At 75.1% G+C, this 26,099-nt stretch carries 28 protein-coding genes; 10 read left to right on the top strand and 18 right to left on the bottom strand.

Going from position 1 to position 26,099, the window contains the following annotated elements; translation table 11 throughout:
• Positions 1-138: 138 nt before the first annotated feature.
• The 3 genes from KJS59_RS02580 to KJS59_RS02570 all read right to left on the bottom strand — a co-directional run bounded on the left by KJS59_RS02580 (position 139) and on the right by KJS59_RS02570 (position 3,586).
• Entirely contained in the window at positions 139-816 is a 678-nt protein-coding gene (locus KJS59_RS02580; protein ID WP_213450594.1) for a phosphotransferase, read from the bottom strand.
• 203 nt (positions 817-1,019) lie between these two features.
• Positions 1,020-2,780, bottom strand: a complete 1,761-nt coding sequence (locus KJS59_RS02575; protein ID WP_249713811.1) for a putative bifunctional diguanylate cyclase/phosphodiesterase — start codon at positions 2,778-2,780, stop codon at positions 1,020-1,022.
• Positions 2,777-3,586 (bottom strand): SAM-dependent methyltransferase, encoded by an 810-nt coding sequence (locus KJS59_RS02570; protein WP_213450593.1) that lies wholly within the window; start codon positions 3,584-3,586, stop codon positions 2,777-2,779. The genes KJS59_RS02575 and KJS59_RS02570 overlap by 4 nt, the downstream gene beginning before the upstream one ends.
• 84 nt (positions 3,587-3,670) lie before the next feature.
• On the opposite strand from KJS59_RS02570, the gene KJS59_RS02565 reads away from it, so the two are divergent.
• The gene (locus KJS59_RS02565; protein WP_213450592.1) at positions 3,671-4,378 is read left to right on the top strand and encodes a sulfotransferase-like domain-containing protein; all 708 of its coding nucleotides are present in this window, start codon (positions 3,671-3,673) and stop codon (positions 4,376-4,378) included.
• Here the strand turns inward: KJS59_RS02565 and KJS59_RS02560 are convergent.
• Positions 4,371-5,270 (bottom strand): aminotransferase class IV, encoded by a 900-nt coding sequence (locus tag KJS59_RS02560; protein ID WP_213450591.1) that lies wholly within the window; start codon positions 5,268-5,270, stop codon positions 4,371-4,373. The genes KJS59_RS02565 and KJS59_RS02560 overlap by 8 nt on opposite strands.
• 197 nt (positions 5,271-5,467) lie before the next feature.
• Positions 5,468-5,722 (bottom strand): hypothetical protein, encoded by a 255-nt coding sequence (locus KJS59_RS02555; protein WP_249713810.1) that lies wholly within the window; start codon positions 5,720-5,722, stop codon positions 5,468-5,470.
• 242 nt (positions 5,723-5,964) lie between these two features.
• Here KJS59_RS02555 and KJS59_RS02550 point away from each other — a divergent pair, with 242 nt between their 5' ends.
• Both KJS59_RS02550 and KJS59_RS02545 read left to right on the top strand, forming a co-directional pair.
• Entirely contained in the window at positions 5,965-6,183 is a 219-nt protein-coding gene (locus KJS59_RS02550) for a DUF397 domain-containing protein (RefSeq protein WP_213450589.1), read from the top strand.
• Between the two features lie 239 nt (positions 6,184-6,422).
• Positions 6,423-7,259 (top strand): helix-turn-helix domain-containing protein, encoded by an 837-nt coding sequence (locus KJS59_RS02545; RefSeq protein ID WP_376771112.1) that lies wholly within the window; start codon positions 6,423-6,425, stop codon positions 7,257-7,259.
• Positions 7,260-7,377: 118 nt separating this feature from the next.
• Here the strand turns inward: KJS59_RS02545 and KJS59_RS02540 are convergent, their stop codons facing one another.
• Positions 7,378-7,692, bottom strand: coding sequence for a GNAT family N-acetyltransferase (locus KJS59_RS02540; RefSeq protein ID WP_213450587.1), 315 nt, complete (start codon positions 7,690-7,692; stop codon positions 7,378-7,380).
• A gap of 253 nt (positions 7,693-7,945) precedes the next feature.
• Positions 7,946-8,758: a hypothetical protein gene (locus tag KJS59_RS02535; protein WP_213450783.1), complete on the bottom strand. Its 813-nt coding sequence runs from the start codon at positions 8,756-8,758 to the stop codon at positions 7,946-7,948.
• A 211-nt stretch (positions 8,759-8,969) separates the two neighbouring features.
• Between KJS59_RS02535 and KJS59_RS02530 the strand changes: the two genes are divergently transcribed.
• Positions 8,970-9,224: a GNAT family N-acetyltransferase gene (locus tag KJS59_RS02530; protein WP_213450586.1), complete on the top strand. Its 255-nt coding sequence runs from the start codon at positions 8,970-8,972 to the stop codon at positions 9,222-9,224.
• A gap of 41 nt (positions 9,225-9,265) precedes the next feature.
• Here the strand turns inward: KJS59_RS02530 and KJS59_RS02525 are convergent, their stop codons facing one another.
• The 7 genes from KJS59_RS02525 to KJS59_RS02495 form a co-directional block, all read right to left on the bottom strand.
• Entirely contained in the window at positions 9,266-10,615 is a 1,350-nt protein-coding gene (locus KJS59_RS02525; RefSeq protein ID WP_213450585.1) for an extracellular catalytic domain type 1 short-chain-length polyhydroxyalkanoate depolymerase, read from the bottom strand.
• 98 nt (positions 10,616-10,713) lie between these two features.
• Positions 10,714-11,757, bottom strand: a complete 1,044-nt coding sequence (locus tag KJS59_RS02520) for a LacI family DNA-binding transcriptional regulator (RefSeq protein ID WP_249713809.1) — start codon at positions 11,755-11,757, stop codon at positions 10,714-10,716.
• A gap of 241 nt (positions 11,758-11,998) precedes the next feature.
• Positions 11,999-12,217: a ferredoxin gene (locus KJS59_RS02515; RefSeq protein ID WP_213450584.1), complete on the bottom strand. Its 219-nt coding sequence runs from the start codon at positions 12,215-12,217 to the stop codon at positions 11,999-12,001.
• Positions 12,214-13,512 (bottom strand): NADH-ubiquinone oxidoreductase-F iron-sulfur binding region domain-containing protein, encoded by a 1,299-nt coding sequence (locus KJS59_RS02510; RefSeq protein WP_213450583.1) that lies wholly within the window; start codon positions 13,510-13,512, stop codon positions 12,214-12,216. Before KJS59_RS02510 ends, KJS59_RS02515 begins: the two co-directional genes overlap by 4 nt.
• Complete coding sequence (locus KJS59_RS02505) at positions 13,509-14,054, bottom strand: ferric reductase-like transmembrane domain-containing protein (RefSeq protein WP_213450582.1); 546 nt, start codon at positions 14,052-14,054, stop codon at positions 13,509-13,511. The genes KJS59_RS02510 and KJS59_RS02505 overlap by 4 nt, the downstream gene beginning before the upstream one ends.
• Entirely contained in the window at positions 14,051-14,980 is a 930-nt protein-coding gene (locus KJS59_RS02500) for an FAD:protein FMN transferase (RefSeq protein ID WP_213450581.1), read from the bottom strand. The genes KJS59_RS02505 and KJS59_RS02500 overlap by 4 nt, the downstream gene beginning before the upstream one ends.
• Entirely contained in the window at positions 14,977-15,309 is a 333-nt protein-coding gene (locus KJS59_RS02495) for a hypothetical protein (protein ID WP_213450580.1), read from the bottom strand. The genes KJS59_RS02500 and KJS59_RS02495 overlap by 4 nt, the downstream gene beginning before the upstream one ends.
• 168 nt (positions 15,310-15,477) lie before the next feature.
• Between KJS59_RS02495 and KJS59_RS02490 the strand changes: the two genes are divergently transcribed.
• Positions 15,478-16,128: a ThuA domain-containing protein gene (locus tag KJS59_RS02490; protein WP_213450579.1), complete on the top strand. Its 651-nt coding sequence runs from the start codon at positions 15,478-15,480 to the stop codon at positions 16,126-16,128.
• On the opposite strand, the gene KJS59_RS02485 is transcribed toward KJS59_RS02490, so the two are convergent.
• Entirely contained in the window at positions 16,125-16,592 is a 468-nt protein-coding gene (locus tag KJS59_RS02485; protein ID WP_213450578.1) for a PPOX class F420-dependent oxidoreductase, read from the bottom strand. The genes KJS59_RS02490 and KJS59_RS02485 overlap by 4 nt on opposite strands.
• A gap of 299 nt (positions 16,593-16,891) precedes the next feature.
• Here KJS59_RS02485 and gndA point away from each other — a divergent pair, with 299 nt between their 5' ends.
• Positions 16,892-18,319 (top strand): NADP-dependent phosphogluconate dehydrogenase, encoded by a 1,428-nt coding sequence (gndA, locus tag KJS59_RS02480; protein WP_213450577.1) that lies wholly within the window; start codon positions 16,892-16,894, stop codon positions 18,317-18,319.
• A gap of 80 nt (positions 18,320-18,399) precedes the next feature.
• Here gndA and KJS59_RS02475 read toward each other — a convergent pair whose 3' ends face one another.
• Positions 18,400-19,245: a helix-turn-helix domain-containing protein gene (locus KJS59_RS02475; protein ID WP_213450576.1), complete on the bottom strand. Its 846-nt coding sequence runs from the start codon at positions 19,243-19,245 to the stop codon at positions 18,400-18,402.
• Between the two features lie 43 nt (positions 19,246-19,288).
• Here KJS59_RS02475 and KJS59_RS02470 point away from each other — a divergent pair, with 43 nt between their 5' ends.
• Positions 19,289-19,762 (top strand): VOC family protein, encoded by a 474-nt coding sequence (locus KJS59_RS02470; protein ID WP_213450575.1) that lies wholly within the window; start codon positions 19,289-19,291, stop codon positions 19,760-19,762.
• Between the two features lie 33 nt (positions 19,763-19,795).
• On the opposite strand, the gene KJS59_RS02465 is transcribed toward KJS59_RS02470, so the two are convergent.
• Together KJS59_RS02465 and KJS59_RS02460 are read right to left on the bottom strand one after the other, a co-directional pair.
• A complete protein-coding gene (locus KJS59_RS02465; RefSeq protein WP_213450574.1) occupies positions 19,796-20,437 on the bottom strand; it encodes an MOSC domain-containing protein in 642 nt (213 codons plus the stop codon).
• Positions 20,438-20,477: 40 nt separating this feature from the next.
• Positions 20,478-21,617, bottom strand: coding sequence for a threonine synthase (locus KJS59_RS02460; protein ID WP_213450573.1), 1,140 nt, complete (start codon positions 21,615-21,617; stop codon positions 20,478-20,480).
• A 265-nt stretch (positions 21,618-21,882) separates the two neighbouring features.
• Here KJS59_RS02460 and KJS59_RS02455 point away from each other — a divergent pair, with 265 nt between their 5' ends.
• The 3 genes from KJS59_RS02455 (at position 21,883) to KJS59_RS02445 (ending at position 26,026) form a co-directional block, all read left to right on the top strand.
• Positions 21,883-23,166, top strand: coding sequence for an SWIM zinc finger family protein (locus tag KJS59_RS02455; RefSeq protein WP_213450572.1), 1,284 nt, complete (start codon positions 21,883-21,885; stop codon positions 23,164-23,166).
• A 335-nt stretch (positions 23,167-23,501) separates the two neighbouring features.
• Positions 23,502-24,947 (top strand): DUF5691 domain-containing protein, encoded by a 1,446-nt coding sequence (locus KJS59_RS02450; protein ID WP_213450571.1) that lies wholly within the window; start codon positions 23,502-23,504, stop codon positions 24,945-24,947.
• Positions 24,944-26,026, top strand: coding sequence for an ATP-binding protein (locus KJS59_RS02445; protein ID WP_213450570.1), 1,083 nt, complete (start codon positions 24,944-24,946; stop codon positions 26,024-26,026). The genes KJS59_RS02450 and KJS59_RS02445 overlap by 4 nt, the downstream gene beginning before the upstream one ends.
• Positions 26,027-26,099 lie beyond the last annotated feature (73 nt).

Here is a 26,099-nt window from a genome sequence, read left to right as displayed (position 1 = left end):
GCTTTCGAGCCAACCTCCGCCGGCGCTGTTCCGGGCGGCTCTGGCTCGCGGTTTTCGAGCCAACCTCCGCCCGGCGCCGTTCCGGCGGCTCTGGTCCGACTTACGCGCCGCCCGGCGCCGGGCGGGTGCCGGGCGTGCTCAGGTGGCGATGAGCGACCGCACGAGGGATGCGGCCCCGTCCAGCCCGGCCTTCTCGGCCGCCGACAGCGTCGGGTTGTCGCGCCGCATCTCGACCGCCGTCGCCAGGCCGCCCAGCGGGTCGCCACCGGCCGCGGCGAGGAACGCGGCGAGCACCGCGCGCGCGGCCCGGGGCAGGTCCGCCGGTGCCGCGGGCACCTCGATGCTGCCGGTCGCCACCTCGGCCAGGATCAGCGCGGACAGCGCCAGGTCCAGCCCCGGGGACCCCGGCGCCGCGTTCCGCCAGTCGATCAGGACCGGGCCGTCGGCGGTGAGCAGCACGTTCTCCGGGTGCAGGTCCAGGTGCAGGATCCGGGCGCCGGGCGGGAAGCCGGGCATCGGCGGCAGCGCGTGCAGGTCGGCCGCCAGCCGGGCCAGGATCGCTCCGGCCTCGTCCAGGTCCAGGCCGCCGGCGAGCGCGCCCAGCATCGTCGGCCCCTCCACCCGCTCCATGACGAGGTCCGGCCCGCCCGCCTCGTACACCCGCGGCGCGGGGAAGCCGAGCCCGGCCACGTACCGCATGACCTCGGCCTCCGGCGCGGTGTCCCCGCCGTCGCGGTACCGGCGCAGCACCCGCCCGCCGGGCAGTGCGAAGACGTCGGCGTCGCGGCCACGGGCGAAGGGGGCGGCGTCGATCACGCGACGACCATACGCCAGGGTGGGGGTGGCGGACGCCCCGCCGATCTTGGAGTTGCGGCGGCCGCGGGTGGGAGATCTTGGTACCGATCTGGCCAGAAAAGCGGCGTTTCTTACCAAGATCTCGCCCCCAGGGGCTGCCCTTGGGGCGGCGGTGAAGGGCCTGCGATGTCCGTCGGCCAAAAGTCCGAAAGCCGAGGTGGCTATCACAGCGCGGATTCAGCCGTGCTCCCGGCATCATCAGTCCAAGATCGGCGAGGGAGGGGAGCGGCGATGCGGCGGGCGATCCGGTCGGAGGAGAGCGGCCGGCCGAAGTAGTAGCCCTGGCCGACGTCGCAGCCGGCCTCACGCATCCGCTCGGCCTGTTCGGCGGTCTCGATGCCCTCGGCGGTGACGGTGAGGCCGAGGGTGTGGCCGAGCGCGACGACGGTGGCCAGGAAGGCGCGGTCGGAGGCCGCCGCCGCGGGCGGGCCGACCAGCGCGGCGGCGAGCTTGATGCCGTGCAGCGGGAGGGTGCGCAGGCAGGCGAGGTTGGAGTACCCGGTGCCGAAGTCGTCGACGACCACGCGGACCCCCAGCGCGCCGAGCGCGCGGAGGTTGGCGAGCACCTCGCGGGTGGGTTCGATCAGCGCGTACTCGGTGATCTCCAGGTGCAGCCGGTGCGGCGGCAGGCCGGTGCGGTCGAGGATCTGGGCGACCAGCCCGGCGAGGCCGGCGCGGTACACCTGCGGCGCGGCCAGGTTGACGTTGACGTGGGGCGGGTCGGTGCCGTCCGGGGTGCGCCAGCCGGCAGCCTGCTGACAGGCCAGTTCGAGCAGGTGGTCGCCGAGCGGGACGATGAGGCCCGCGTCCTGGGCCAGGCCGATGAACCGGTCGGCGCCGAGCCGGCCCTCGACCGGGTGCCGCCACCGGGCCAGCGCCTCGGCGCCGGTCACGCGGGCCGCGCCGCCGGTGAGGGCGACCAGCGGCTGGTAGTCCAGGGTGAACTCGCCGCGGCGCAGCCCCGCCGGGATGGCGGCGGAGAGCCGGTACCGGGCGGCGTCGGCGGTGCTGCGGGCGTCGTCGAACAGTCGCCAGCAGCCCCGGCCGTCGGCCTTGGCCCAGTGCAGCGCGATGTGCGCGGCGCGGATCAGTTCGGCGGGCTCGCCGCCGGCCGGGCGCTCGACCACGCCGGCGCTGGCGGTCAGCGGAACCTCGGTGCCGTCCACGTGGAACGGTTCGGCGAGCACGGCCAGCGCCCGGTCCGCCATCTTGATGGCGTCCTCACTGCCGGCCGTGTCGGCGAGCAGGATCGCGAACTGGTCGCCGTCCAGCCGCAGGAGCCGGTGGCCGCCGGCGGCCACCAGGGCGCGGAGCCGGTCGGCGGCGGCGCCCAGCAGGCGGTCCCCGACGCCCGGGCCGAGGCTGTCGTTGACCCCGGCGAACCGGTCGAGGTCGATGCAGCACAGCCCCACCCGGTCGCCGGCGGCGGCGAGCAGCCCGGCGAGCGCGGCCCGGTTCGGCAGCCCGGTGAGCGGGTCGTGGGTGACCAGGTGCCGGATCCGGGCCTCGCTCTCGCGCAGCTTCCGCTCGGCCCGGTCCCGGGCGGTCAGCGCCGCCAGCCGGATCGACTCCTGCGCGTCGAGGCTGCGCTCGTGCACGGCCGCGGCGAAGCCCGCCGCGAGGCTCTCCACCAGCGCCGTGACCCGCTCCTGCGGAACCTCGCCGCCGAGGGCCCCGGGCAGCCGGGTACGCAGGACGGTGAGGGTGCGGCCGAGGGCCTCCGGGGCGGCGTACCCGGCGGCGACCAGGTCGGTGCCCACCCAGTACCCGGCGGCGGGGTCGAAGGCGGGCGCGGCAAGCGCGCCGGCGAGGCGTTCGGCCAGCCCGGCGAGGAGCGTGGTGCGCTCCGGCGGGGTCAGCGGCGCGTACGCCACCGCCCGCAGGGCCCGGCCCCACGCGGCGACGAAGCCGGGCAGCCCGCTCACCCGGGAACCCTCGCCACGCCGGCGTAGAAGCCGCTGCGCCCCGGGCGCTCGAACGTCTCGTCCGGCTCCTCCGGCCGCCACAGCACCGACCAGACCAGCCCGGGCTCCACCAGCTCCAGGCCGGCGAAGAAGCGCTCCACCTCGGCCCGGGGCCGGCCGGTGATCGGGGTGGTGGTGCGGCCGGCCAGTTCGGTCATCTCGTCGGCCTCCTCGACCAGGTCGTCGAGGGTGCCGTGGCTGATCGCCACGTAGCTGCCCGGCGGCAGTGGCTTGACCAGTTCGCGGACCATCCCGTACGGATCGTCCGCGTCGGGGATCGCGTGCAGCACCGAGCAGAGCAGCAGCCCGACGGGCCGGTCGAAGTCCAGCAGCGCCCGGGTGGCGCGGTGGGTCAGGACGGCCGAGGGCTGGCGCAGGTCCGCCATGATGACGGCCGCGCCGGGTTCGCCCTTGAGGATCTGCTCGCTGTGCGCGACCGCGACCGGGTCGATGTCCACATAGACCACCCGGGAGCCGGGCGCCGCCCGCTGCGCGATCTCGTGCACGTTGCCGACCGTGGGGATGCCGGAGCCGATGTCGAGGAACTGGCGCACCCCCTGGTCCACCATGAACCGCACCGCCCGGTGCAGGAACGCGCGGTTGGCCTGGGCCATCAGCCGCAGGTCCGGCACGGCGGCCAGAACCTGGCGGGCCCAGTCCCGGTCGATCGCGAAGTTGTGCGAGCCGCCCAGCCAGTAGTCGTACGCGCGGGCCACGCTCGGTCTGGTCAGGTCGATGCCCTCCGGCGCCCAGTCCGGCCGATCCATCGTGGTCCTTCCCCACCGTCCGACGTTTTCTGAAGAGTAGCGGCACGACGGGGTCAAAGCACACCTACGGGATATGTTGATCCGGTGATTGTCCGGGTGGCCATGTGGTCGGGCCCGCGTAACGTCTCGACCGCCCTCATGCGCAGCTTCGGCGCCCGCCGGGACACGCTCGTCGCGGACGAGCCGTTGTACGCGTACTACCTGAACGCCACCGGGTTGGCGCACCCGGGGCGGGAGGAGATCCTGGCCAGCCAGCCCACGGGGTGGCCGGCGGTCGCGGCGGCGCTGACCGGGCCGCTCCCGTCCGGCGTGCGCGTGCACTACCAGAAGCACATGGCCCACCACCTGCTGCCCGCGGTCGGCCGGGAGTGGCTCGGCGGCCTGCGCCACGCGTACCTGATCCGGGAACCGGCGCAGGTGGTCGCGTCGTACGCGCGGGTGCGCGGCGAGCCGACGTTGGACGACCTCGGCTACCCGCAGCAGGTCGAGCTGTTCCGGGCGTACGGGGGACCGGTGGTCGACGCCGCCGACCTGCTGCGCGACCCGCCCGGCGTGCTGGACCGCCTCTGCGCGGGCCTCGGCCTGGCGTTCGACCCGGCGATGCTGCGCTGGCCGCCGGGGCGTCGGGAGACCGACGGCGTGTGGGCGCCGCACTGGTACGCCGCGGTCGAGGCGTCGACCGGCTTCGCCCCGTACGCACCCGCCGTGCCCGAGGTCCCCGAGCGGCTGCGCGACCTGGTCGCCCGGGCCGAGCCCTACTACGCCGAACTGGCCGGGCACCGGATCAGATGACCGGCGTCCCGTTGGCCCGCGCGTGCGTCACGTACCGGTCGGCGATCCGGGTGGTGACCGGGCCGACCCTGCCCGTGCCGATCGGGCGGCCGTCGATGGCGGTCACCCCGGCGATCTCGCCCATCGTGCCGGTGCAGAACGCCTCGTCGGCGGCGTAGAACTCGGTCAGGCTCACGTCCCGGGCCTCGGCCGGGATGCCGTCGGCGCCGGCCAGGTCCAGCACCGTGGCGCGGGTGATGCCCTCCGGGCAGGCCACCGCGAGCGGCGTCACCAACCTGCCGCCGACGACCGCGAACAGGTGGGTGGCGTTGGTCTCCGCCACGAACCCGCGCCCGTCCAGCATCAGCGCGTCGTCCGCGCCCGCCGCGTTCGCCTCGATCTTGGCGAGGATCGAGTTCAGCAGGTTGGCGTGGTGGATCTTCGGGTCGAGCACGTCCGGGCCGGGCCGGCGCACGCTGGCGGTGACCAGGCGCAGGCCGCCGGTGTCGTAGACCGGTGCCTTGTGCTCGGCCAGCACGATCAGGGTGCAGCCGGACCGGTTCAGCCGCGGGTCCATGCCGCTGGTCACCTTGACCCCGCGGGTGAGCGTGAGCCGGACGTGTACGGCGTCCCGCATCCCGTTCGCCCGCAGCGTTTCGGTCACCGCCGCGGTGATCTCCCCGTCCGACGGGATCGCCTCGAAGCCCAGCGCCAGCGCGGAGCGGCGCAGCCGCGCCAGGTGCGCGCCGAGCCCGAAGATCCGCCCGTCGTACAGGCGTAGCCCCTCCCAGACCGCGTCGCCACCCTGCACCGCCGAGTCGAACGGGGAGATCCCCGGTTCGTCCCGGTGCCGCAGGACGCCGTTCACCCAGTACCGGAGGTCGGCGTTGCGCTCGTCGTACCGCTGAAGCATGCCCCGATCCTGTCACGCGGCCGGCGGGGAGGCGGCTGTCCAAAGGCGCCGGTCGCATCGCTGGAGCGGCGCGCGCGGCGGGAGAAACGCCGCGCCGGGTGCCCCGGGTGGCGTGTGACGGGGCACCCGGCGCGGACCGGGGAGGAGTGAGGCTTCTTGTGGTGTGGAGCTTGTGGTGGGGGTATGCCGCGGACGGCTCAGTGCCGCGTGGTGCCCAGCGGTAGGTCCAGCCGGCGCAGTTCGAGCTTGGTGTCCAGCAGCGGGTCGGGCTCATTGCGTGGCAGCACGTACGTGGCGGTCAGCGTGTCGACACCCGTCCCCCGGCTGCGTTCCGGCCGGTAGGTCACGGTGGCGGCGAGATCGGAGGCGGCCTCGATGACACCGGCCCGCCAGGTGCCCCCGCGGTACACCCACACCCGGTCCGACGGACGGTAACTGTCCGTAGGTGCCACCTCGCGAGGATCGCGTCGATGCGGGTCGATCGTAGGCATTGACATGTGATTTGACCTCCTGGCGTCCGGAAGACCGGTCACAGAGAGTAATCAACCGGGCACACCTGCACAGCGCTATCATGCTCGCTGTCCCTTGCATACGCAAGGGCGGATGCACGTGCATCCGATTCGTGCAGCGTGTGCGGGCGACCCCGGCCGGCACCTGAGACAGGAAAGTGGGACCGCCAGTGATTCACACGGGAATGTCCGCGGGTGAACTCCCAGACCTGGAATGGCGTAAGAGCCGGCGGAGCAACCCGAACGGCAACTGCGTCGAGTTGGCCGAACTGCCGGACGGTTCCGGCGTAGCCGTGCGCAACTCCCGCGACCCGTTCGGGCCGGCGCTCATCTACACGCCCGCCGAGATCACCGCATTCATCCTCGGCGCCCGGGACGGTGACTTCGACGACCTGCTGACCTGACCGGTCGTGACGACCACGCTACCGCTGTATTGATCCGCCTAACGGTCGGGGTAAGTTGGCGCGGGCGGTTCATGTGGCTGCGCTTCGCACATGGCATGCTTACCGCGCGGAGCCGGCCCGACCCGGGCGGGTGACCTCGCCGCCGCCCGGTGGCGCAGGACGAGCAGGGGTAGAGGGACGGTCGCGTGACGACGGCGCAATCCGAGAGCGGGGCGGCCAGCGGCCCTACCGTGCTGCGGATGCTGCTCGGCTCCCAGTTGCGCCGTCTACGCGAGGCCAAGAACATCACCCGGGAGACGGCCGGCTACGAGATCCGGGCGTCCGAGTCCAAGATCAGCAGGATGGAGCTGGGCCGGGTCGGCTTCAAGGAGCGTGACGTCGCCGACCTGCTCAGCCTGTACGGCGTGAAGGATCGGGCGGAGCGTCAATCGCTGCTGGAGCTGGCCCGGCAGGCCAACAGCCCCGGCTGGTGGCACCGGTACAACGACGTGCTCTCCGGCTGGTTCTCGCCCTACATCGGGCTGGAATCGGCCGCCGCGCTGATCCGCACGTACGAGGTGCAGTTCGTCCCGGGTCTGCTCCAGACCCGGGAGTACGCCCGCGCCGTGGTCAGCCTCGACCAGGGGCGCACCTCGGAGGAGGAGGTCGAGCGCCGGGTCGAGTTGCGGATGGACCGGCAGCAGCTGCTCATCCGCCCGGACGCCCCCCAACTGTGGGCGGTGGTGGACGAGGCGGTGCTGCGCCGGCCGATCGGCGGCGCCCAGGTGATGCGCGGACAGATCGCCGCGCTCGTCGAGGCCACCAAGCTGCCGAACGTGCGGATCCAGGTGATTCCGTTCCACGCCGGTGGGCACGCCGGGGCGGGCGGGGCGTTCACCCTGCTCCGGTTCGCCGAGCAGGACCTGCCCGACATCGTCTACATGGAACAGTTGACCAGCGCGCTCTACCTGGACAAGCGGGACGACCTGGACTACTACGCGGCCGCCATGGAGCGCCTCTGCGTGGAGGCGGACCCGCCCGGGCGCACCGGTCAGATTCTCGAGCGCATCCTCGCCGACCTCGACGCGCTCGGCTGACCCGCTACGCCGGCGCCGGCGGGCAGAATGCGGCCGCGAGCGCGGCGATGACAGCGCATCGCCTACGCGCCGAAGACGCCGACCCCGGAGGCGGCGGCCCGGAGGCGGCGCGCTCCATCTACGCGGCCGGCAGGTCGAAGCGCGCCCGCTCGTCCACCGGCACCAGATCCAGGAACTCGGGGTGCTTGCCGATCCAGCCGCGTACGAATGGGCAGTACGGCAGCACGGCCAGGCCCTCGGCGCGGGCGGCGTCCAGCGCGCCCCGGACGAGCGCCGAGCCCAGCCCTTTGCCCTCGTACGCCTTGCCGATCTCGGTGTGCGTGAGCGCCAGGCCGTACCCCGTCCGGTCGTACGCGGCGAAGCCGGCCACCTCGCCGTCCACCCGGATCTCGAACCGCTGCTCGGCGGCGTTGTCCGCCACGGTGCTCTCCATGGGACCATCCTGCACCCGCTCGGGCCGGCGGTCGACGCCGCGCCGGGCCCCGTGACCGGGTAGCACCGCACCGGCGCCCGACCCGAGCCGCCCTGCGGGCGCAGTCCGGCCGGGCGAAAGCCCCGGCCACGCGGAGGCCCAGCCGCGCGGTGGGTCCGGCCGCGTGAGGCCCAGCCACTTGGCGGCCAGCGGCGCGGTGGTCCAGCCGGGCGGTGGTCCGGCCGCGTGGAGGCGCGGCTGCGCGGTGGCTCGGTCAGGACATGGCGCCCAGGACGTTCAGGAGAATGAGCAGGAAGACCAGCGCGAACGGTATGGCGAGCCCGATGATCGCCGCCGGGCGGGTCATCAGCGGCGCGCCCGGGTCCATCGGCTGGCGGCTGTTGCCGTCCGGGGCCGGGCGCGGCGCCGGCAGGCCGGCCACCTTGCCCCGCCGGATCAGGTTCATCACGATCGTGATCGGCGTGATGATGAACGAGCCCACGCCGTACCAACCCTGCCACAGCGTGTTCGCCGTCATCGAGCGGAACGTCGACAGCCCGCAGTCCCGGCAGAACGGGCCCTCCAGGTGCAGGAACCGCATGATGACGATGAAGCCCTGGTGCCCCCGGAAGGTCGCCTTCGCCGCTGGCACCGAGCCGCAGAACCGGCACCGGGTCGAGGTGTCCACCATCTCCTGCGCCTGCTGTGCCGCACCGTACCCGTACTGCGGAAGCGGCGGCTGGCCGTAGCCGGGCTGGCTCTGCTGTGGATAGGCCGGCTGACCGTGCTGCGGGTACCCGGGACTCTGCTGTGGATACGCGGGCTGACCGTGCGGCTGGTGCCCGGGCTGACTCTGCGGCGGGTACGCGGGCTGGCCCTGCGGCGGGTACCCGGGCTGGCCGGGCGGCGCCTGGACCGGAGTGTTGCTGCCGTACTGCGCCGAGCCGCCGCCGTACTGCGCCGAGCCGCCGTACTGGTTCCCGCCGTACTGGGCACCGGAATACTGGGGCGCCTCCGGCTGAGGTGCGCCGTACGTTCCGGAGCCGTACTGACGCGCGTGCTCAGGCTGCTGCTGCGGGTATGACATGGCCGCCCCTCGTCAACTCTCGGCCCTCGATCATTGGCCGCGCCATGCTATTCCACCGGCCGGCGTCCGTGGGGGCACCCAACCGCCCGTGCGTGACGTCGACCGTACCGATCGGCGGGTGGCTGGCTACTACGCTCTCGCTGCCGGCAGCGTCGCCCCGGCCGATGCCTCCCCGCGGTTGACGCGGGGCACGGGCCGTTACCACCGGCCGGTGGTGATTCTGGCCCGGCTTGGCGTCGACCGGGCCGCCCAGGGTGCCGGGCTGGGGCGGGCCTTGGTGGTCGACGCCCTGCGGCGGATCGCCGTCGCCGCGGAGGTCATCGGCGTACGGGCGGTGCTCATCCACCGCGAGAGCGACACCGCCCGTGACTTCTCCCTGCGGCTGGCCAAGTTCGAGGCCAGCCCGACCGACCCGATGCACCTACTGCTGTTGATGAAGGATCTTCGCCGGGCGCTCAACGGCTGACGGACCGGGCCGGCCGCGCACGGCCGGCCCGGTCCGTTGGCTCAGGAGACGGTGCAGGCGGCGCCGTTCAGGGTGAACGAGGCGGGCCTGCCGGTGTTGCCGGTGTGGTTCGCCTGGAAGCCGATGTTCGTCGAGCCGTTCGGCGGGATGGTGCCGTTGTAGCTGACGTCGGTCGCGGTCACCGCGCCGCTGGTGGGCGAGTAGGTCGCGTTCCAGCCGGAGGTGATGGTCTGGCCGGACGGCAGGGTGAAGGCGAGCCGCCAGCCGTTGACGGTCGAGCCGCCGGTGTTCGTGATGGTGATCGACGCGGTCAGGCCGGTGTTCCACGCGTTGATGTCGTACGCGACCCGGCAACCCCCCGGGCCGCCCGTGGGCGGGTTGGTCGGCGGTGTGGTGGTGGGCGGCGTCGTCACCGGCGGGGTCGTCGGCGGTGTCGTCACCGGCGGGGTGGTGGGCGGGGTCGTCGGTCCGCTCTGGTCCAGGCCGAAGAACGAGATGGCCCGGGCCGCCATGCCGCTCGTCGGCAGGCTGTGGCCGACGCCCTGCACGCTGATCGCCTCGACCGGCGCCTGGGTGGTGTTGTTGCCGTATCGGGTGCGGGTCCAGCCGCCCTGCGGCGAGTCGGTCAGCACCGGGGTCTGGCTGACGCCCAGCACGTTGGTCCACTGCTTGATTTCCTCACCGAAGTTCGGATACCGCAGCGTCGTGTCGTCGGTGCCGTGCCAGACCTGCATCCGCGGGCGCGCGCCGGAGTACCCGGGGTAGGCGCCGCGGGCCAGGTCGCCCCACGCCTGCGCGGTCTTGATGATGGTGCCGTTCGCGCAGTCACTGTTCCAGGTGGAGCCGCCGGTCGTGGCGAAGCAGCCGAAGGGTACGCCCATGAAGGCGGAGCCGGCCTTGAACACGTCCGGGTAGTCGCCGAGCAGGACGTTGGTCATCATGGCGCCGGACGACGCGCCGGTGACGAAGACCCGGTTGGTGTCGGTGCTGTAGTGGCTCTGGACGTAGCGGACCATGCTGACGATGCCCACCGGGTCGCTGTTGCCGTTGTGGGTCAGGGCGCCCTGGGTGTACACGTCGAAACACTGCCCGCTGCGGGTCGCCGACGGGTAGATGACGATGAAGCCGTACCGGTCGGCCAGTGACGCGAACTCGGTGCCCGAGTAGAACCCCGGGCCGGTGCCGGTGCAGTAGTGCACGGCCACCAGGATCGGTGCCTGCTGTTGGGCGTTGTTGGGCACGTAGAGGTGCATGCGCAGGTTGGTCGGGTTCGTGCCGAAGTTCGTGATCTCGGTCAGCGTGGCGGCGCTGGCCGGCGCCGCGAAGACCAGCGAGGCCAGGACCAGCACGAGCGCCACCAGACCGCCGAGCGCGGTCGAGCGTGTCTTCATGGGTTCTCTCCACAGGGGACGGTGGGTTCAGCCGCGCTTCGCCGCCTGAGGGGCCCGACACATTCAGCGAAACATTTCAAAGTATGGATTGATAGTTTTCAGTGCGCAAGCCGGGGCGGTGCGGTGCTCTGCCGGACCACCAGTTCGGTGGCCAGCTCCACCCGGCGCTGCTCCAGTGGCTCGCCGGAGGCCAGCACGAGAAGCATCTCGGTGGCGGTCGCGCCCATCCGCTCCAGCGGCTGGCGCACGGTGGTCATCGGCGGGCCGGACCACTGGGTGAAGGACAGGTCGTCGAAGCCGACGACGCTCAGGTCCTCGGGAATCCTCCGCCCGGCCAGCCGGGCCGCCTCGTACACGCCGAGCGCCTGCAGATCATTCGTGCAGACGATCGCGGTGGGTGGCCGCGGGCCGGCCAGCAGGGCGCCGCCGTCGCGCAGGCCGCCCTCGACGTACAGGATGCTGTCGCGGACCAGCTCCGGCTCCACCGGGACGCCGGCGGCGTCCATCGCGGCCCGGTAGCCATCCAGCCGGGCGCGGCAGCACGGCCACCGCACCGGCCCGGTGAGCATGGCGATCCGCTCGTGCCCCAACTCCAGCAGGTGCCGGGTGGCGGCCAGCCCGCCGGACCAGTTGGTCGCGCCTACCGACGGGGTCTCGTGCAGCGGCTCACCGGTCGGGTCCAGGGTCACCAGCGGGATGGAGCGGGTGGCCAGCTGCGTCTGCTGGTGCGGGGTCAGCTCGGAGAAGACGGCGATGACGCCGGTCGGGCGGCGGGTGAGCACCTGCTCGGTCCACGCCTTGCCGGGCGTGAGCCGGCCCTGCATCTCGGTGAGCACCACCGCCAACTCGTGCTCCCGGGCGACCCGCTCCACACCCCGGATGATCTCCAGCGCCCACAGGCTCTCCAGCGCGTGGAAGACCAGCTCGAGGATCGCCACGGACGCGCTGCCCTCGGGGCGCCGGTACCCGTGCTGGCGGATGACCTCCTCGACCCGCTGCCGGGTGCTCAGCGCGACCCCGGACTGCCCGTTGATGACGCGCGAGACGGTAGGCGCCGAGACGCCGGCGAGCCGGGCGATGCGCGCCACAGTCATCTGCCGCCGCCGGCCGCCCGGGGATTGCTCTGCGTCGCTGGAGCTCACCGCCGCAGTGTACGTGCTCGGCCCGCCCGCATAGCGATGCCGGCGGCCACCTCAGAGCAGCCAGACGGGCAGCGCCACGATCACGACGACCGCCACGACGGCGATCGGGACGAGGCCCAGCGCAGTGCGCGACCTCGTGCCTTGCCTCGTCGATCGCCGGCCCACCATCAGGGCGGCAAGCGCGCGCCTTCGCGGGTGCGAGGCGAGCGCGGGAGGGCACGGCGCGGGAGGGCGGGCGGGGTCAGGAGGTGGGGTCGAGGCGGAGGGCGAGGGTGGGGCAGTCGGCGACGGCGCGCTTGGCGTGGGCGACCAGGTCCGGCGGCAGGGGGTCGCCGTTCAGGATGGGGTAGCCCCACTCGTCGAGCTTGACGTACTCGGGGAGCAGTTCCGCGCACATGCCGTGCGCCAGGCAGGTGATCGGGTTGACGGCCAGCCTCGGGCCGGTGCCGCGGCGGCTCACCGCCACTCCCGGTCGCGGTCCTCGGGGTCGGGCAGCGGGAGCACGGGGTGCTGGCGCAGGCCCGTGCAGGTGTAGCCGGCCAGGTGCATGTCCAGGTCGGCGGCGAAGGCGTCCAGCGCGCTGGCGACCAGGCGGATCGCGCCGTCCGGATGCTTGCACGCGCCCCGGCCGGCGATGACGCCGAGGCGGGTACGCAGGCGGTTGCGGGTACCGGGGTCGGCGCGGCCGTGGATGACGGCGGCCATGTCCTCGGCGACGGCGGGCAGGCCGAAGTGGCAGGGGCCGCACTGGTTGGCACTTTCCGCGGCGAGGTACCCCAGGACCCGGGACGTCTCGGCCAGCCCGCAGGAACCCGCGGGAAGCGCGACGATGGCGCCGGCGCCGAGGGTGGTACCGGCGGGACCGGTGGGGTCGTGGGAGAGGGGCAGATGGACCGCCTGGGGGAGCGGGACCCAGGTGCCGAAGTACCCGCCGACCAGCGCGGCACCGAGGGGCTCGGTCGGACCGCCGGCCGCGTCCAGCATCTCCCCGAGGCTGGTGCCGGGGGCCACCTCGAACACGCCGGGGTTGGCGACCGCGCCGGCCACCGTGACGAGGGCCGAACCCGGGTCGCTCCCGGTGCCCACGGCGCGGAACCAGTCCGGGCCGTGGTAGGCGATGAGCGCCAGGTGCGCGAGGGTCTCAACGTTGTCGATGAGGGTGGGACGGTCCTCCACCCCGCGCTCGTACGGGCGGGGCGGGGACGCGAGCGGCCTGGCCTCGCCGTCGTTGAGGAAGTGGACGAGGGCGGATTCCTCGCTGGCCACGTACCGGCGGGGCACTGGGACGACGTGCCAGCGGACCGGATCGTCGCGGCGCTCGTCGAGGTGCCGCTCGAGGCGCTCGCCGTGGCCGGTGCCGCGTTCGACGCAGAGGAAGACCCGGTCGGCGCCCACGGCGTGGGCGGCCAGCGCGGCGCCGTCGAGGACCAGGTGCGGCGCGTACCGCAGCAGCACCCGATCCTTGCTGCTGGCCGGCTCGGACTCGCAGCCGTTGGCGACCACGACGGGGGTCTTCCTGCCGGCCGCCACGGTGGCGAGCTTGCGTCCGGTGGGGAAACCGGCGCCACCCCGACCGCGCAGCCCCGCATGGACGATCCCCTCGACGAGGCGGCGCCGGCCGGCGGTGCCGGTGAACGGGGCGAGCGGCAGCGGACCGAAGCGGGCGCGGTGGGCGGCGAGTTCGCTGTCCCCGGTGAGCAGGCGGGGCAGCAGGTCGGCGGTGTCGACCGCCGGACGGTCCAGCGTGGCGGTCACACGACCCTCCCGGCGAGGCGCCTGCGGGCGGCGATCCGCCAGATCACCGCGGCGAGCACGGCCAGCGCGCAGAGGACGCCGAGCAGCAGCGGCCAACTCCCGGCCGCGTCGGTGCCGCCGCCCAGCGCGTGGATCAGCGACAGCGGCCAGCACAGGTACGCCAGCCAGTGCAGCGACCGCCACAGCCGCAGGTTGATCCGCTGGCGGAGCAGGCTGGTGACCACCAGCGCGATCAGCACGTCGAACGCGGCCACCCCGAGGCCGGTCCACAGTGGCTGGTACGCGCCGAGGAACGGCACGAACGCGTCGACCGGCCGGAACGGCACGTACGAGTCGACCACGACGGTGGCCGCGTGCACGCCGAGCACCGCGAGGGTGAGCAGGGAGATGTTGCGGTGCAGGCCGGCCAGCGCGAAGCGCGGCCAGGCCGGCGAACCGACCCGCAGCGGCCCGAGGACGCCCAGCAGCACGGTGCCGGTCAGCAGCAGCAGCGACACGATCCCCGTGGACCGGGCGGCATACCAGAGTATCGGTCCGTTCATGACCCTCCCGTCGACGGCCACCCCGCCGCGGTGACCACGCGCCCGTCCGGGCGCACCAGTCGGGCCGGCAGGCCGAGGCCCGCCAGCCAGGTCGCCGCCGGCTCGCCGCGGACCATCGCGGCGGTGGCGGCGGCGTTCGCGTCCACACAGGTGCCGGCGGCGACCGAGACGGTGCGCCAGGCGGCCGGGGCGGTGTCGCCGGTGCGCGGGTCGACGATGTGGTGCACGGTCCGGCCGCCACGCCGCCAGCTGCGGTTGGTGACGCCGGAGGTGGCGAGGCCGCCCGCGGGCACGGTCACCGTCGGGTCGCCGGGCGCGCCGGACCGGTGGTCGTCGGAGACGCCGACCAGCCAGCCGCCGGGCGGCCCCGGCCCCGCGGTGGCCAGGTCCCCGCCGAGCGAGACGAGCACGCCGCAGCCCAGCGCCGCCGCGATCCGCCCGGCGGCCAGGTCGGCGGCGTACGCCTTGCCGGTCGCGCCCAGGTCGACCAGGACCCCGCGCGGGATCAGCACCTCGCCGGCCGCCTCGTCCAGCAGGATCCGCCACCAGCCGGGCGCGGGCGCCAGCGGTACCGGGCGTGGGTCGTCGCGGACGGCGGCGAAGTCGCGGTCGTAGCCGAGGCGGGCGACGGCCCGGCCGACCGTGGGGTCGACCAGGCCGTCGGTGGCCTCGGCGGCGCGCAGCGCGGCGGCGAGCGCGCCGGCCAGCAGGGGGCTGATCCGGGCGGACCGGCCGGCGTGCCGGGCGAGCCGCATCAGTTCCGAGTCGGGGCGGAAGCGGCTGTACGCGGCGTCGACGGCGGCCAGGTCCGCGCGCAGCATCCGCTCCGCGACGGGCAGCGCCGCCGGCTCGGTGACGAGCACGACGGCGGTGCTGCCCAGCGCGGGGAAGGCGGCGCGGGCCGGCGCCACCCGCGTCATCGTCATGAAGCACCCGTCCTGGTGTGTGGCGGGGGCGGCGCGGGCTCGGCCGTGGTCTGCTTCGGGGCCGCGGGCGGCGGCGTGAGCTGCGCCTTGCCTGTCGGCGCGGTCTTCGCGGGCGCCTTCGTCGGGGGCGGCGTGGGGGCCGGCGTCGACTCCACCGTGCCGGTCGAGCCGCCGTTGCCCGCCGCGGCGGCATCCGGCCGCGCGAAGATCCACCCGAACCCGGCGATCAGCGCCGCGCTGCCCACCGCGGACCACTGCGTGATCCGGCGCTGGCGGCGTATGCCCTGGTCGCGCCGGTCGACGTGGCGGGGCTGGCTGCGCTCGACCATGGTGCTCCCTCGTTCGCCGCGGGCTCGTTCGCCGCGGGGCCGTCGCCCGGTGGTACGGGCGGCGGACGCGAAGGGTTCAGCCACCGCCCGGCCGTCGCCGCGGCGCCGCCCGCCGCGCCACGCGCGGGCCCGGCGGCCGCCGAGCCGCGCCACCCGTACCCTGAGCCGGTGCGGATCCTTGTCTACACGCGCACCACCGAGTACCGGCACGAGTCGATACCGGCCGGGGTGGCGGCCCTGAGCGAGCTGGGCGGCGAGCACGGCTTCGCCGTCGAGCACACGGAGGAACCGGGCGCCTTCGCCGCCGACCGGCTGGCCGGGTACGCCGCCGTCGTGTTCCTGAGCACCAGCGGCGACGTGTTCGACACCGACGCGCAGCGGCACGCGTTCGAGGGCTTCGTCACCGGCGGCGGTGGCTTCGTCGGCATCCACTGCGCCGCCGCCACCGAGTACGGCTGGCCGTTCTACGGTGACCTCGTCGGCGCCTGGTTCGACCGGCACCCCGAGGTGCAGCCGGGCCGGGCGGTGGTGGAGGACCGGGAACATCCGGCCACGGCACACCTGCCCGCGTTCTGGGACCGGGTGGACGAGTGGTACGACTTCCACACCAACCCGCGGGGACGGGTCCGGGTGCTGCTCAGCGCGGACGAGGCCAGCTACGCCGGCGCCGGCATGGGGCCGGACCACCCGCTGGCCTGGTGCCACGAGAACTGCGGCGGCCGGTCCTTTTACACCGCCCTCGGCCACACCCAACAGTCGTACGCCGAGCCGGAGTTCCGGGCCCACCTGCTCGGCGGCATCCGGTATGCGGCTGGCTAGCCCTCCGCGAGCCGCGCCGGGAACCCACCCGTGGCCACCGGCCCCCAGGAGTCGATCGTGATCCGGATCAGCGACTTGTCCTGCCGGCGCATCGCCTCGCGGTACTCGGTCCAGTTCGGGTGCTCGCCGGCGATGACCCGGTAGTACTCGACCAGCCCGTCCAGGGCGTGCGGCATGTCGAGCACCTCGCCGGTGCCGTCGAGCTGCACCCACGGGCCGGTCCAGTCGTCGGAGAGCAGGCAGACGGTCACCCGCGGGTCCCGCCGGACGTTGCGCGCCTTCGCCCGCTCCGGGTAGCTGGCGACCACGAGCCGACCCTGCCCGTCCAGGCCGGCGGTGACCGGCGAGGTCTGTGGCCGGCCGTCCGCCCGGGTGGTGATCAGAATGGCCCGGTGGCGGGGGCCGACGAATTCGTTGAGCGCCGCGCGATCGACGCGAGTATTGGTCGCGATGGTCGGTGCCATGGCCCCACGCTAGTTCACCGGGTGTGCGCGGCGAGGAAGGCGCCCACCCGGTCGGGAATGTCCCGGCCGGTGTTGGAGCAGGTCGCAGCCGTGGGTGGTGCCGGGACGCACGACCCGGCATGGCAGCTATATAAGGCGTGTCACGGTCCGGTTGACGGGGCGTGCTTGACCTCGCCGGACGCCGCAACCCCGGCCCGCCAATCGTGGGACGGCTCGGCGGGAGCGGCCTGGGCTGCGGCAGGATGGGCGATGGCGCGGCGGGCGCCAGCCCCGGCCACATCCGTCGACGGAGGAGTTTCATGCAGCAGCAGGCGCAGATCGGCATCACCGGCCTGGCGGTGATGGGACGCAACCTCGCCCGCAACCTGGCCCGGCACGGCCACGCGGTCGCGGTGCACAACCGTTCGTCCGCGCGCACGAAGGATCTGGTGGAGCAGTTCGGCCACGAGGGCACGTTTGTGCCGGCGGAGCGCGCCGAGGAGTTCGTGGCCTCGCTGGAACGGCCCCGCCGCCTGGTCATCATGGTCAAGGCCGGGGCGCCCACCGACGCGGTGATCGACGAGTTCGCGCCGCTGCTGGAGCCCGGCGACATGATCGTGGACGGGGGCAACGCGCACTTCCTGGACACCCGCCGGCGCGAGGCGACGCTGCGCGAGCGCGGCCTGCACTTCGTCGGTACCGGCGTCTCCGGCGGCGAGGAGGGCGCCCTCAACGGCCCAAGCATCATGCCCGGCGGCTCCCGCGAGTCCTACGACGCGCTCGGTCCGCTGCTGGAGGACATCTCCGCGAAGGTCGACGGCGCACCGTGCTGCGCCCACGTCGGCCCGGACGGCGCCGGGCACTTCGTCAAGATGGTGCACAACGGCATCGAGTACGCGGACATGCAGCTCATCGCCGAGGCGTACGACCTGCTGCGCCGGGTCGGCGGGCTGTCGCCGGCCGAGATCGCCGAGGTGTTCCGCGGCTGGAACGGCGGCCGGCTCTCCTCGTACCTCATCGAGATCACCACCGAGGTGCTGGCGCACGTGGACGCCGCCACCGGCAAGCCGTTCGTCGACGTGGTGCTCGACCAGGCCGAGCAGAAGGGCACCGGTCGGTGGACCGTGCAGACCGCGCTCGACCTGGGCGTGCCGGTCAGCGGCATCGCCGAGGCGGTGTTCGCCCGCTCCCTGTCCGGCCACGCCGACGTGCGCGCCGCCGCCCGCGCCCTACCCGGCCCGACCGCCGCGGCCGGCGACGCCGGCACCCTGGTCGAGGACGTGGAGCAGGCGCTCTACGCGTCCAAGATCGTGGCGTACGCGCAGGGCTTCCACCAGATCGCGGCGGCCAGCGCCGAGTACGCCTGGAACGTGAACCTGGGCGCCATGGCCAGCATCTGGCGCGGCGGCTGCATCATCCGGGCCGGCTTCCTGGACCGCATCCGCGCCGCCTACGACGCCACCCCGGACCTGCCGACGCTGCTCACCGACGACTCCTTCGCCGCGGCGCTCGGCGGCGCCCAGGACGCGTGGCGCCGGGTGGTGGCCCGCTCCGCCCAGGTGGGCGTGCCGGCGCCGGGCTTCGCCGCGGCCCTGTCGTACTACGACGGTCTGCGCGCGGACCGCTCCCCGGCGGCCCTGATCCAGGGCCAGCGCGACTTCTTCGGCGCGCACACCTACCGCCGGGTGGACCGCGACGGCAGCTTCCACACGCTCTGGGGCGCCGACCGCGGCGAGCAGCCGGCCTGACCGCACCTCATTCCCGCGCCGGGTCGGCCCCGCGGTCGGCCCGGCGGGGAGGGGCGCTGGAACGGCCGGGGCGGGTGGCGTTACGCCGCCACCGGGGCGCGCCGGGCCCGGCATGCCTCCGCGTACGCGGCCGGGGTGAGCCCCACCGCGCGGGTGAAGTCGCGGATGAAGTGAGGCTGGTCGAAGTAGCCCAGGTCCGCGGCGACCGCCGCCCAGCCGCCCCGGGCAGCCACCCCCTCCGCCAGCCGGGCGGCCGCCTCGTGCAGGCGGTACCGGCTCAGCACCCACTTCGGGCTGACCCCCACGTACCGCTGGAAGAGCCGCTGGAGGGTGCGCGGTGACGTGCCGAACCGCGCCGCCGCCTCCTCGACCCGGGTGACCGTGCGGTCGTGCAGCAGCGCGCGCACGATCCGGCCGACCCGTTCCACCTCCGGATCGGGCGGCGGCCGGTGCGCGCGCAGGTGCCGCTCGGCGGCGGCGACCAGGGCCGGCAGATCCGGCGCGGCGGACAGGTCGGCGGCGAAGGCGGCCACGTCGCCGGCCGGCCAGAGCGCGGTCAGCGGGCGGGTCTGGCCGGTGATCGTGGTGAGCGGCGCGCGCAGGAACGGGTGGAACGCGCCGGGCCGGAACTTCACCCCGAAGACGCGGCCCTCGCCGGCGAGCGGGTAGTCGAACCGTTCCCGGCCGACGCCGGCGACGGCGAGGCGCCCCCGGTCGAAGACGAGATTGACGCACGGGTGGGGCAGGTGCGTCGAGGTCGCCGCCCGCCCCGGGGGCAGCGACCAGCGCACCAGCCAGTACCGCTCCACCAGCTCGGCCAGCTCCGCCGACGGCGGCTCGCGGAGCAGCTCGAAATCCTCGCCCCGCACCGCGCTGGCGCCCAGCACCCCCAGCTCGCTGGTCGTCGCGTCCGCATGCCGTCGCATTCTTGCAATCCCCACCCCGGTCATCCGCGCAAGCATGGCCCACATGACCGACAATTTCCCGGCCCCGGCCGGCACCCACAGCTTGACCACGTACCTCTCGGTCGCCGGCTGCGCCGCGGCGATGGAGTTCTACCGGGAAGCGTTCGGCGCGGCGGTGGTCCACCGGATGACCACGGCGGACGGCGTCGTCATGCACGCCGAGATGCGGCTCGGTGACTCGACGTTCCAGCTCGGCGAGGCGTCGGCCGGGACGGGGCTGCTGGCGCAGCCGGAGAACGGCAACGCGTTCACGATGACCTTCTGGACCGCGGAGGTGGACCACCGTTACGAGCGGGCCGTCAAGCTCGGCGCGACCGCGGTCTCGCCGGTGGCGGACACCTTCTCGGGGGACCGGATGGGCGTGCTGCGCTGCCCGGCCGGGGTCCGGTGGTGCCTGGCCCGGCACGACCGGGACGTGCCCGCCGAGGAGATCGAGGCGGCGGCCCGGCGGTGGATCGCGGCCAACCCGGCCGGCTGACCCCGGCCGCGCCCCGCGCCGCCCGCCGCCGGCTCAGGTGGTGCGGCGCGTGACCCTGGCGCGGGCCCTGGCGGGCAGGGCGTCGGCCGCCAGCAGGCGGGGCAGCAAGTCGGGTTCGAGGGTCAGCGCCCGGAAGGTCAGCCCGATGGTGACGGCGTGGTCGGGGCGGTCCAGCACGGTGACGGGGTCGCCGGCGCGGACCGCCCCGGGCGCGACGACGCGCAGGTAGGCGCCGGGGACGGCACGCGCGGTGAACCGCTTCTCCCAGCGCTGCTCGCCGAGCCAGTGGGCGAACGTGCCGCACGGGATGCGGGGAACGCAGACCTCCAGCACGACCTGCTCGCCGACCCGCCAGCGCTCGCCGATCAGGGCGCCGGTGACGTCCACGCCCGCGGTGGTCAGGTTCTCGCCGAAGCAGCCGCCGGGCAGGTGGCGGCCCAGTTCGGCGCCCCACGCGTCCAGGTCCTCCCGGGCGTACGCGTAGACGGCCTGGTCGGCGCCGCCGTGGTGGGCCACATCGAAGATCTTGTCGCCGGCCAGGCCGCTGCCGCCGGGCCCCGGCGCGCGCACCTCGACCGGGCCCTCCACGGGACGCTTGTCGATGCCCGTGACGCCCGTTGATTTGGCCGGGTTTGCCCGGGGAACGGCGATGTTTACCGATATCACGTGCGCCACGCGCTCACGGTAGAGGCGCCCCCACCCCGGCACAAACCCTTTACGGCGACTTGAGGCCGGCCCCGCACAGCGGCACGACCACCGACTCGGCGCGCAGGTGCGGCAGCGCCCCCGCCCACGTGGCGCCGGCCGGCGCCGTGCCCGCACGGGCGGCGAGCAGGGCCGCCCAGCAGACCGCCGAGGTGGGCTCCACGAACAGCCCCTGCGCCGCCAGATCGGCGCGGGCCGCCCCGGTCCCCTCCTCGTCCACCGTGACGATCGTGCCGCCCGTCTCCCGGACCGCGGCCAGGATCTGCGCGCCCCGGGCGGGCCGGGCGATGGCGATACCGTCCGCCGTCGTCGGCGTGGTGGTGACCGGCACCGACTCGTCCGCCCCGTCCGCCATCGCCTCGGCCAGCGGCGGGCACGCGGCGGCCTGCACGCCGATCAGCACCGGCGGCCGGTCGATCAGGCCGTGCGCGGCCAGCTCCGCGAAGCCCAGGTGGGCGCCGAGCAGCAGGGTCCCGTTGCCGACCGGGACCACCACCGTCCGCGGCAGCTCGCCCCGGGTCTGCTCCCAGATCTCGTACGCGTAGGTCTTCGTCCCGTGCAGGAAGTACGGGTGGTACACGTGACTGGCGTAGAAGACGTCGGGCTGGGCGGCCGCGACCGCGGCGGCGGCCGCGACATCCTCGCGCGTCCCCTCGACCGCCCGGATCGTCGCGCCGTGCGCCGCGATCTGCGCGAGCTTGCCGGCCGGGGTGGCGGCGGGCACGAACACCTCGCAGCTCACGCCCGCCCGGGAGAGGTACGCCGCCACCGCGGTGCCGGCGTTGCCGCTGCTGTCCGCCACCGCCCGCCGCACGCCCAGCTCCCTGGCCAGCGTCGCGAGCACGGCCGCGCCGCGGTCCTTGAACGACAGGGTCGGCATCAGGTAGTCGACCTTCAGCGTCACCCCGGGCAGATCGGGTACCGGCAGCAGCGGCGTCATCCCCTCGCCGAGCGAGACGGCGTCCTTCCCGGGTACCGGGAGCGCCGACGCGTACCGCCACATGCTGGCCGGACCGCCCGCATCGAGCCGGGGTGGCTCCCGGTCGAACGGGGTCACGTCGAGGAGCCCGCCGCAGGCGCACAGCCAGTCCAGGCTCCGTACCGGGTGCCGGCGCCGGCAGCGGGCACAGCACAGGTCGGGGAGGGGCATGGACCGAACCCTATCCGCAGCCGCTCCCACGGCGACCCCGGGCGCGGGGTGGCTCCGGGCGGGTGGGGTGGCTTCGGGGCGTGCGGGGTGGCTCCGCGGTGCGGGGTGGTTCCGGGCGTGCCGGGGTGGCTCCTGCGTCCGCATAGTAGATCTTGATACTGATCTGACCGGAAATCGGCGTGTTCGTACCAAGATCTCATCAGTCTTGCGCTTTCCGGCGTGGGGCGGGCCGCGCCGTGTCGGTCCCGGTGGTTAGGGTCCGGGCATGTCGGTGTGGGCGGTCGAGCGGGTGCTCGGGTTGGCGCCCGACGCCGCCTCGCAGCGGGCGGCGCGGGGGCTTGCGACGCCCCGCCCCTGGTCCGGCACGGGTTACCAGCCCGAGGTCGCCGTCTGGGGGCTGTGCCAGGGCAGCGGGCGCACGCCGTACCAGACCTGCGTGGAGCTGGCGGGCCCGGCGTACCACTGCTCGTGCCCGAGCCGGAAGGTCCCGTGCAAGCACGCGCTGGCGCTGCTGCTGCGCTGGGCCGGCGGGGCGGTGGAGGAGGGCCTGCCGCCGGAGTGGGTGCAGGAGTGGCTGGCCGGTCGCGCCGAGCGGGCCGAGCGCGCCGCGGCGCGGGCCGTGGCCGGTCCCGGCAGGCCGAACGAGAAGACCGTCCAGCGCCGCGCGGAGCGGGTCGACGCGGGCCTGGCCGAACTGGACCGGTGGCTCGCCGACCAGGTCCGCCAGGGCCTCGCCGCCGCCGCCCGCGCCGGCTACCCGCACTGGGACGCGATGGCCGCCCGCCTGGTCGACGCGCAGGCGCCCGGCGCCGCCGGGGCGGTCCGCCGGCTGGCCGGCGCGGCCCGCTCGCCCCGCACCCTGCTCACCGAGCTGGCCCTGCTCCGGCTGCTGGTCGCCGGCCACCGCCGCCGCGCCGAGTTGCCCGCGCCGCTGGCCGCCACGGTGCGCGCCCGGATCGGCTTCACCGTGCCGGCCGAGGAGGTGCGCGCCGCCCCGCCGGTCCGGGACCGGTGGCACGTGCTCGCCCTGCGCGACGAGTCCGACGACCGGCTGACCACCCGCCGCGTGTGGCTGCACGGGGCGTCCGGCCGGCCCGCGCTGGTGCTCTCCTTCGCCCCACCCGGCGCCCCGCTGGACAGTGCGCTGGTGCCCGGCCTGGCGTACGACGCCGACCTGCGCTTCTACCCGGGCGCGCAGCCGCTGCGCGCGGTCGTCTCGCAGCGCTACGGGCCGCCCGAGCCGGCCCCGCCGCCGGCCGGCGAGCCGGTCGCCGGCGCGCTGCGGGGGTACGCCGAGGCACTGTCGCGGGAGCCGTGGCTGGAGCGGTGGCCGCTCCTGCTGGCCGGCGTCCGCCCGGTGGAGGTGGGCGGCTGGCACCTGGTGGACGAGGCGGGCGACGCGCTGCCCCTGGAGCGGTACGTGGCCGAGCCGTGGCCGCTGGTGGCGCTGTCCGGCGGCGGGCCGCTGACGGTCGCGGGGGAGTGGACGACCGCCGGCCTGCGCCCCCTGGCGGCCTGGTCCCCGGACGGCCGGCTGGTCCCCCAATGACGCCGCCCGTGCCCGGCGAACCCGCGCCGCCTTCGCCCGCGCCGCCAGGGCCTGGCGGCGCCGCGCCGCCTTCGCCCGCGCCGCCAGGGCCTGGCGGCGCCGCGCCGCCTACGCCTGTGTCGCCCGTGCCTGGTGGGGCCGCGCCGCTCACGACCGGATCGCCTACGGCCGCGCAGCCCTCGTCTGAGACCTCGTCATCCACGCCCGCGCCGCCTACGCCCGCGCTGCCCGCGCCCGCACCCGCGCCGCCCGCGCTCGCGGCGCCTACGGCCCGGCCGGCGTCGGGCAAGCCCGAGCCGGCGGACGGGCCGGGTGGGCCGCGCTGGAGCGAGTTGGTGGCGGCGGCGACCGTCGGCACGGATCGGCGCGGGGGCGACCCCGACGCGCTGCTCGACGCCGCCGTCGCCGCCGCGCTCTTCCGGCGGGCCGGGGTGCGTCCCGTGCGCCTGGCCGCCGGCCAACTGCCCGCGCCCGCGCCGTCCGAGTCGTCGCCGGTCGCGCCGCCCGCCGCCGCGTCCCGGCTCGCCGGGCTGGTCGACGGCCCCGGTACGCCGGACGGCGAGCAGCGGGTACCCCTGCTGGCGGAGTGGCTGCGGATCGCGGCCGAGCGGGGGGTGCTGGCGCCGCCCGAGCGGTTGCCGGCCCTGCTGGACGAGGGCCGGCGCCGCCCGGACCTGCGGCCCGCGATCCGGGCGGCGGGCGGCGAGCGGATCCGCTGGCTGGCGGCGCGGCGCGCCGAGTGGGGCTACCTGGCCGGCACCGAGGACGAGCGGGCCGCGGACGACCCGGTCACCTGGTCGACCGGGACGCTGGGGCAGCGCGCCGGCTATCTCGCGGCGGCCCGGAGGCGGGATCCGGCCAAGGCCCGGGAACTGCTCGCCGAGGACTGGCCCGGGCTGCCGCCGGACGACCGGGTCCGGCTGATCGGGGTGCTGCCCGCCGGGCTCGGGCCGGGGGACGAGGCGTTCCTGGAGGCGGCGCTGGACGACCGGCGGCGCGCGGTGCGCGAGGTGGCGGCGGAGCTGCTGTCCCGCCTGCCGGCCTCGGCGTACGCGGCCCGGATGGCCGAGCGGGCGCGCCGCGCGATCCGGGTCTCCGGCCGGCATGCCGAGGTGACGCCGCCGGAGGAGTTCGACGAGCCCATGCGGCGGGACGGCATCCCCGCGCGCCCGCCCGCCGGCGTCGGCCCCCGGGCGTACTGGCTGACCGAGATCCTGGCCCGCACCCCCCTGTCCACGTGGGACACCGGCGTGCTCGCCGCCACCCGGGGCGACGACTGGGCCGAGCCGGTGCGCCGTGGCCTGGCCCGCGCGGCGGCCGCCCAGCGGGACCCGGTCTGGGCGGCGCTGCTGCTGCCGCTGGTGGGAGGCGGTGGGCCGGCGGCCGACCGGGAACTCGTCGAGGCGCTGTACGCGGCGCTGCCGCCCGCGGAGCGCATGGCCCGGCTGGCCCGCGCGGTGCGGGCGGAGCCGGGCGCGTCCGGGCTGGACCGGCTGCTGGCCGCCTGTCCGGCGCCCTGGCCGGAGCCGTTCGCCGCCGCCGTGCTGGCCGGCATCGGGGCGCTGGCCGCCTCCGGGTCGCTGGCCTACCAGTTGGACGCGGTCTGCCGGGTCGCGGCGCTACGGTTGCCGCCGGCGGCGGCCGAGCCGGTCCGGGCCCTGATCGACGAGGTGAGCCGCCAGCCGTCCGCGAACTACCGGCTCCGGGCGCTGCACCGGCTGCTGGACACGCTGCGCTTCCGGCACGACATGATCCGGGAATTTATCGAGGAGATCCGATGACCGCCGCGCCCGCCGCCGTGCTGCGTCCGCACGCCGAAGACGAGTACGCCGCCGAACTGGCCGCGCTCGCCGCGCTCGACGACCGTCCCCGCCCGCCCGGCTGGCGGCTGTCCCCGCAGGCGGTGGTCACGTACCTGATGGGCGAGGGCACCGCGGTCACGCCCAAGTACGTGGGCTCGCGCCGGCTGATCGAGGTCGCCGTCGCCACGCTGGCGACCGACCGCGCGCTGCTGCTGCTCGGCGTGCCCGGCACCGCCAAGACCTGGGTCTCCGAGCACCTGGCGGCGGCGATCAGCGGGGATTCGACGCTGCTCGTGCAGGGCACCGCCGGCACGCCGGAGGAGGCGATCCGGTACGGCTGGAACTACGCCCGGCTGCTGGCGCACGGACCGTCGCGGGCCGCGCTCGTGCCCAGCCCGGTGCTCACGGCGATGGCGGAGGGGCGGATCGCCCGGGTCGAGGAGCTGACCCGGATCCCGTCCGACGTGCAGGACGCGCTGATCACCGCGCTGTCCGAGAAGACGCTGCCGATCCCGGAACTGGGCGAGGAGGTCCAGGCGGCGAAGGGCTTCAACATCATCGCGACGGCGAACGACCGGGACCGGGGGGTGAACGAGCTGTCGTCGGCGCTGCGCCGCCGGTTCAACACGGTGGTGCTGCCGGTGCCGGCCACCGCCGACGAGGAGATCGCGATCGTCTCCCGCCGGGTCGCGGAGCTGGGCCGGTCGCTGGAACTGCCCGAGGTGCCGGCCGCCGCGGAGGAGATCCGCCGGGTCGTGACGGTCTTCCGGGAATTGCGCTCGGGCGTCACCGCGGACGGGCGGACCAGGCTGAAGCAGCCGTCCGGCACGCTCTCCACCGCCGAGGCGATCTCCGTGCTGACCAACGGGATGGCGCTCGCCGCGCACTTCGGCGACGGGGTGCTGCGCCCGGCCGACGTGGCGGCCGGCATCGCCGGCGCGGTCGTCAAGGACCCGGCCGCCGACCCGGTGGTGTGGCAGGAGTACCTGGAGACCGTGGTCCGGGAGCGCGAGGGCTGGCGCGACTTCTACCGTTCGGCCCGCGAGGCGGCTCTGTGAGCGCGAGGAGCGCCCGGAGCGGGCCGGGCCGAAGGACCGGCGACCGCGCAGGAATCGCCGGCGACCGCGCAGG

Source organism: Rhizomonospora bruguierae, from assembly GCF_018397995.1.
Taxonomy (GTDB): domain Bacteria; phylum Actinomycetota; class Actinomycetes; order Mycobacteriales; family Micromonosporaceae; genus Rhizomonospora; species Rhizomonospora bruguierae.
This window is presented reverse-complemented; position numbering and strand designations above follow the sequence as displayed.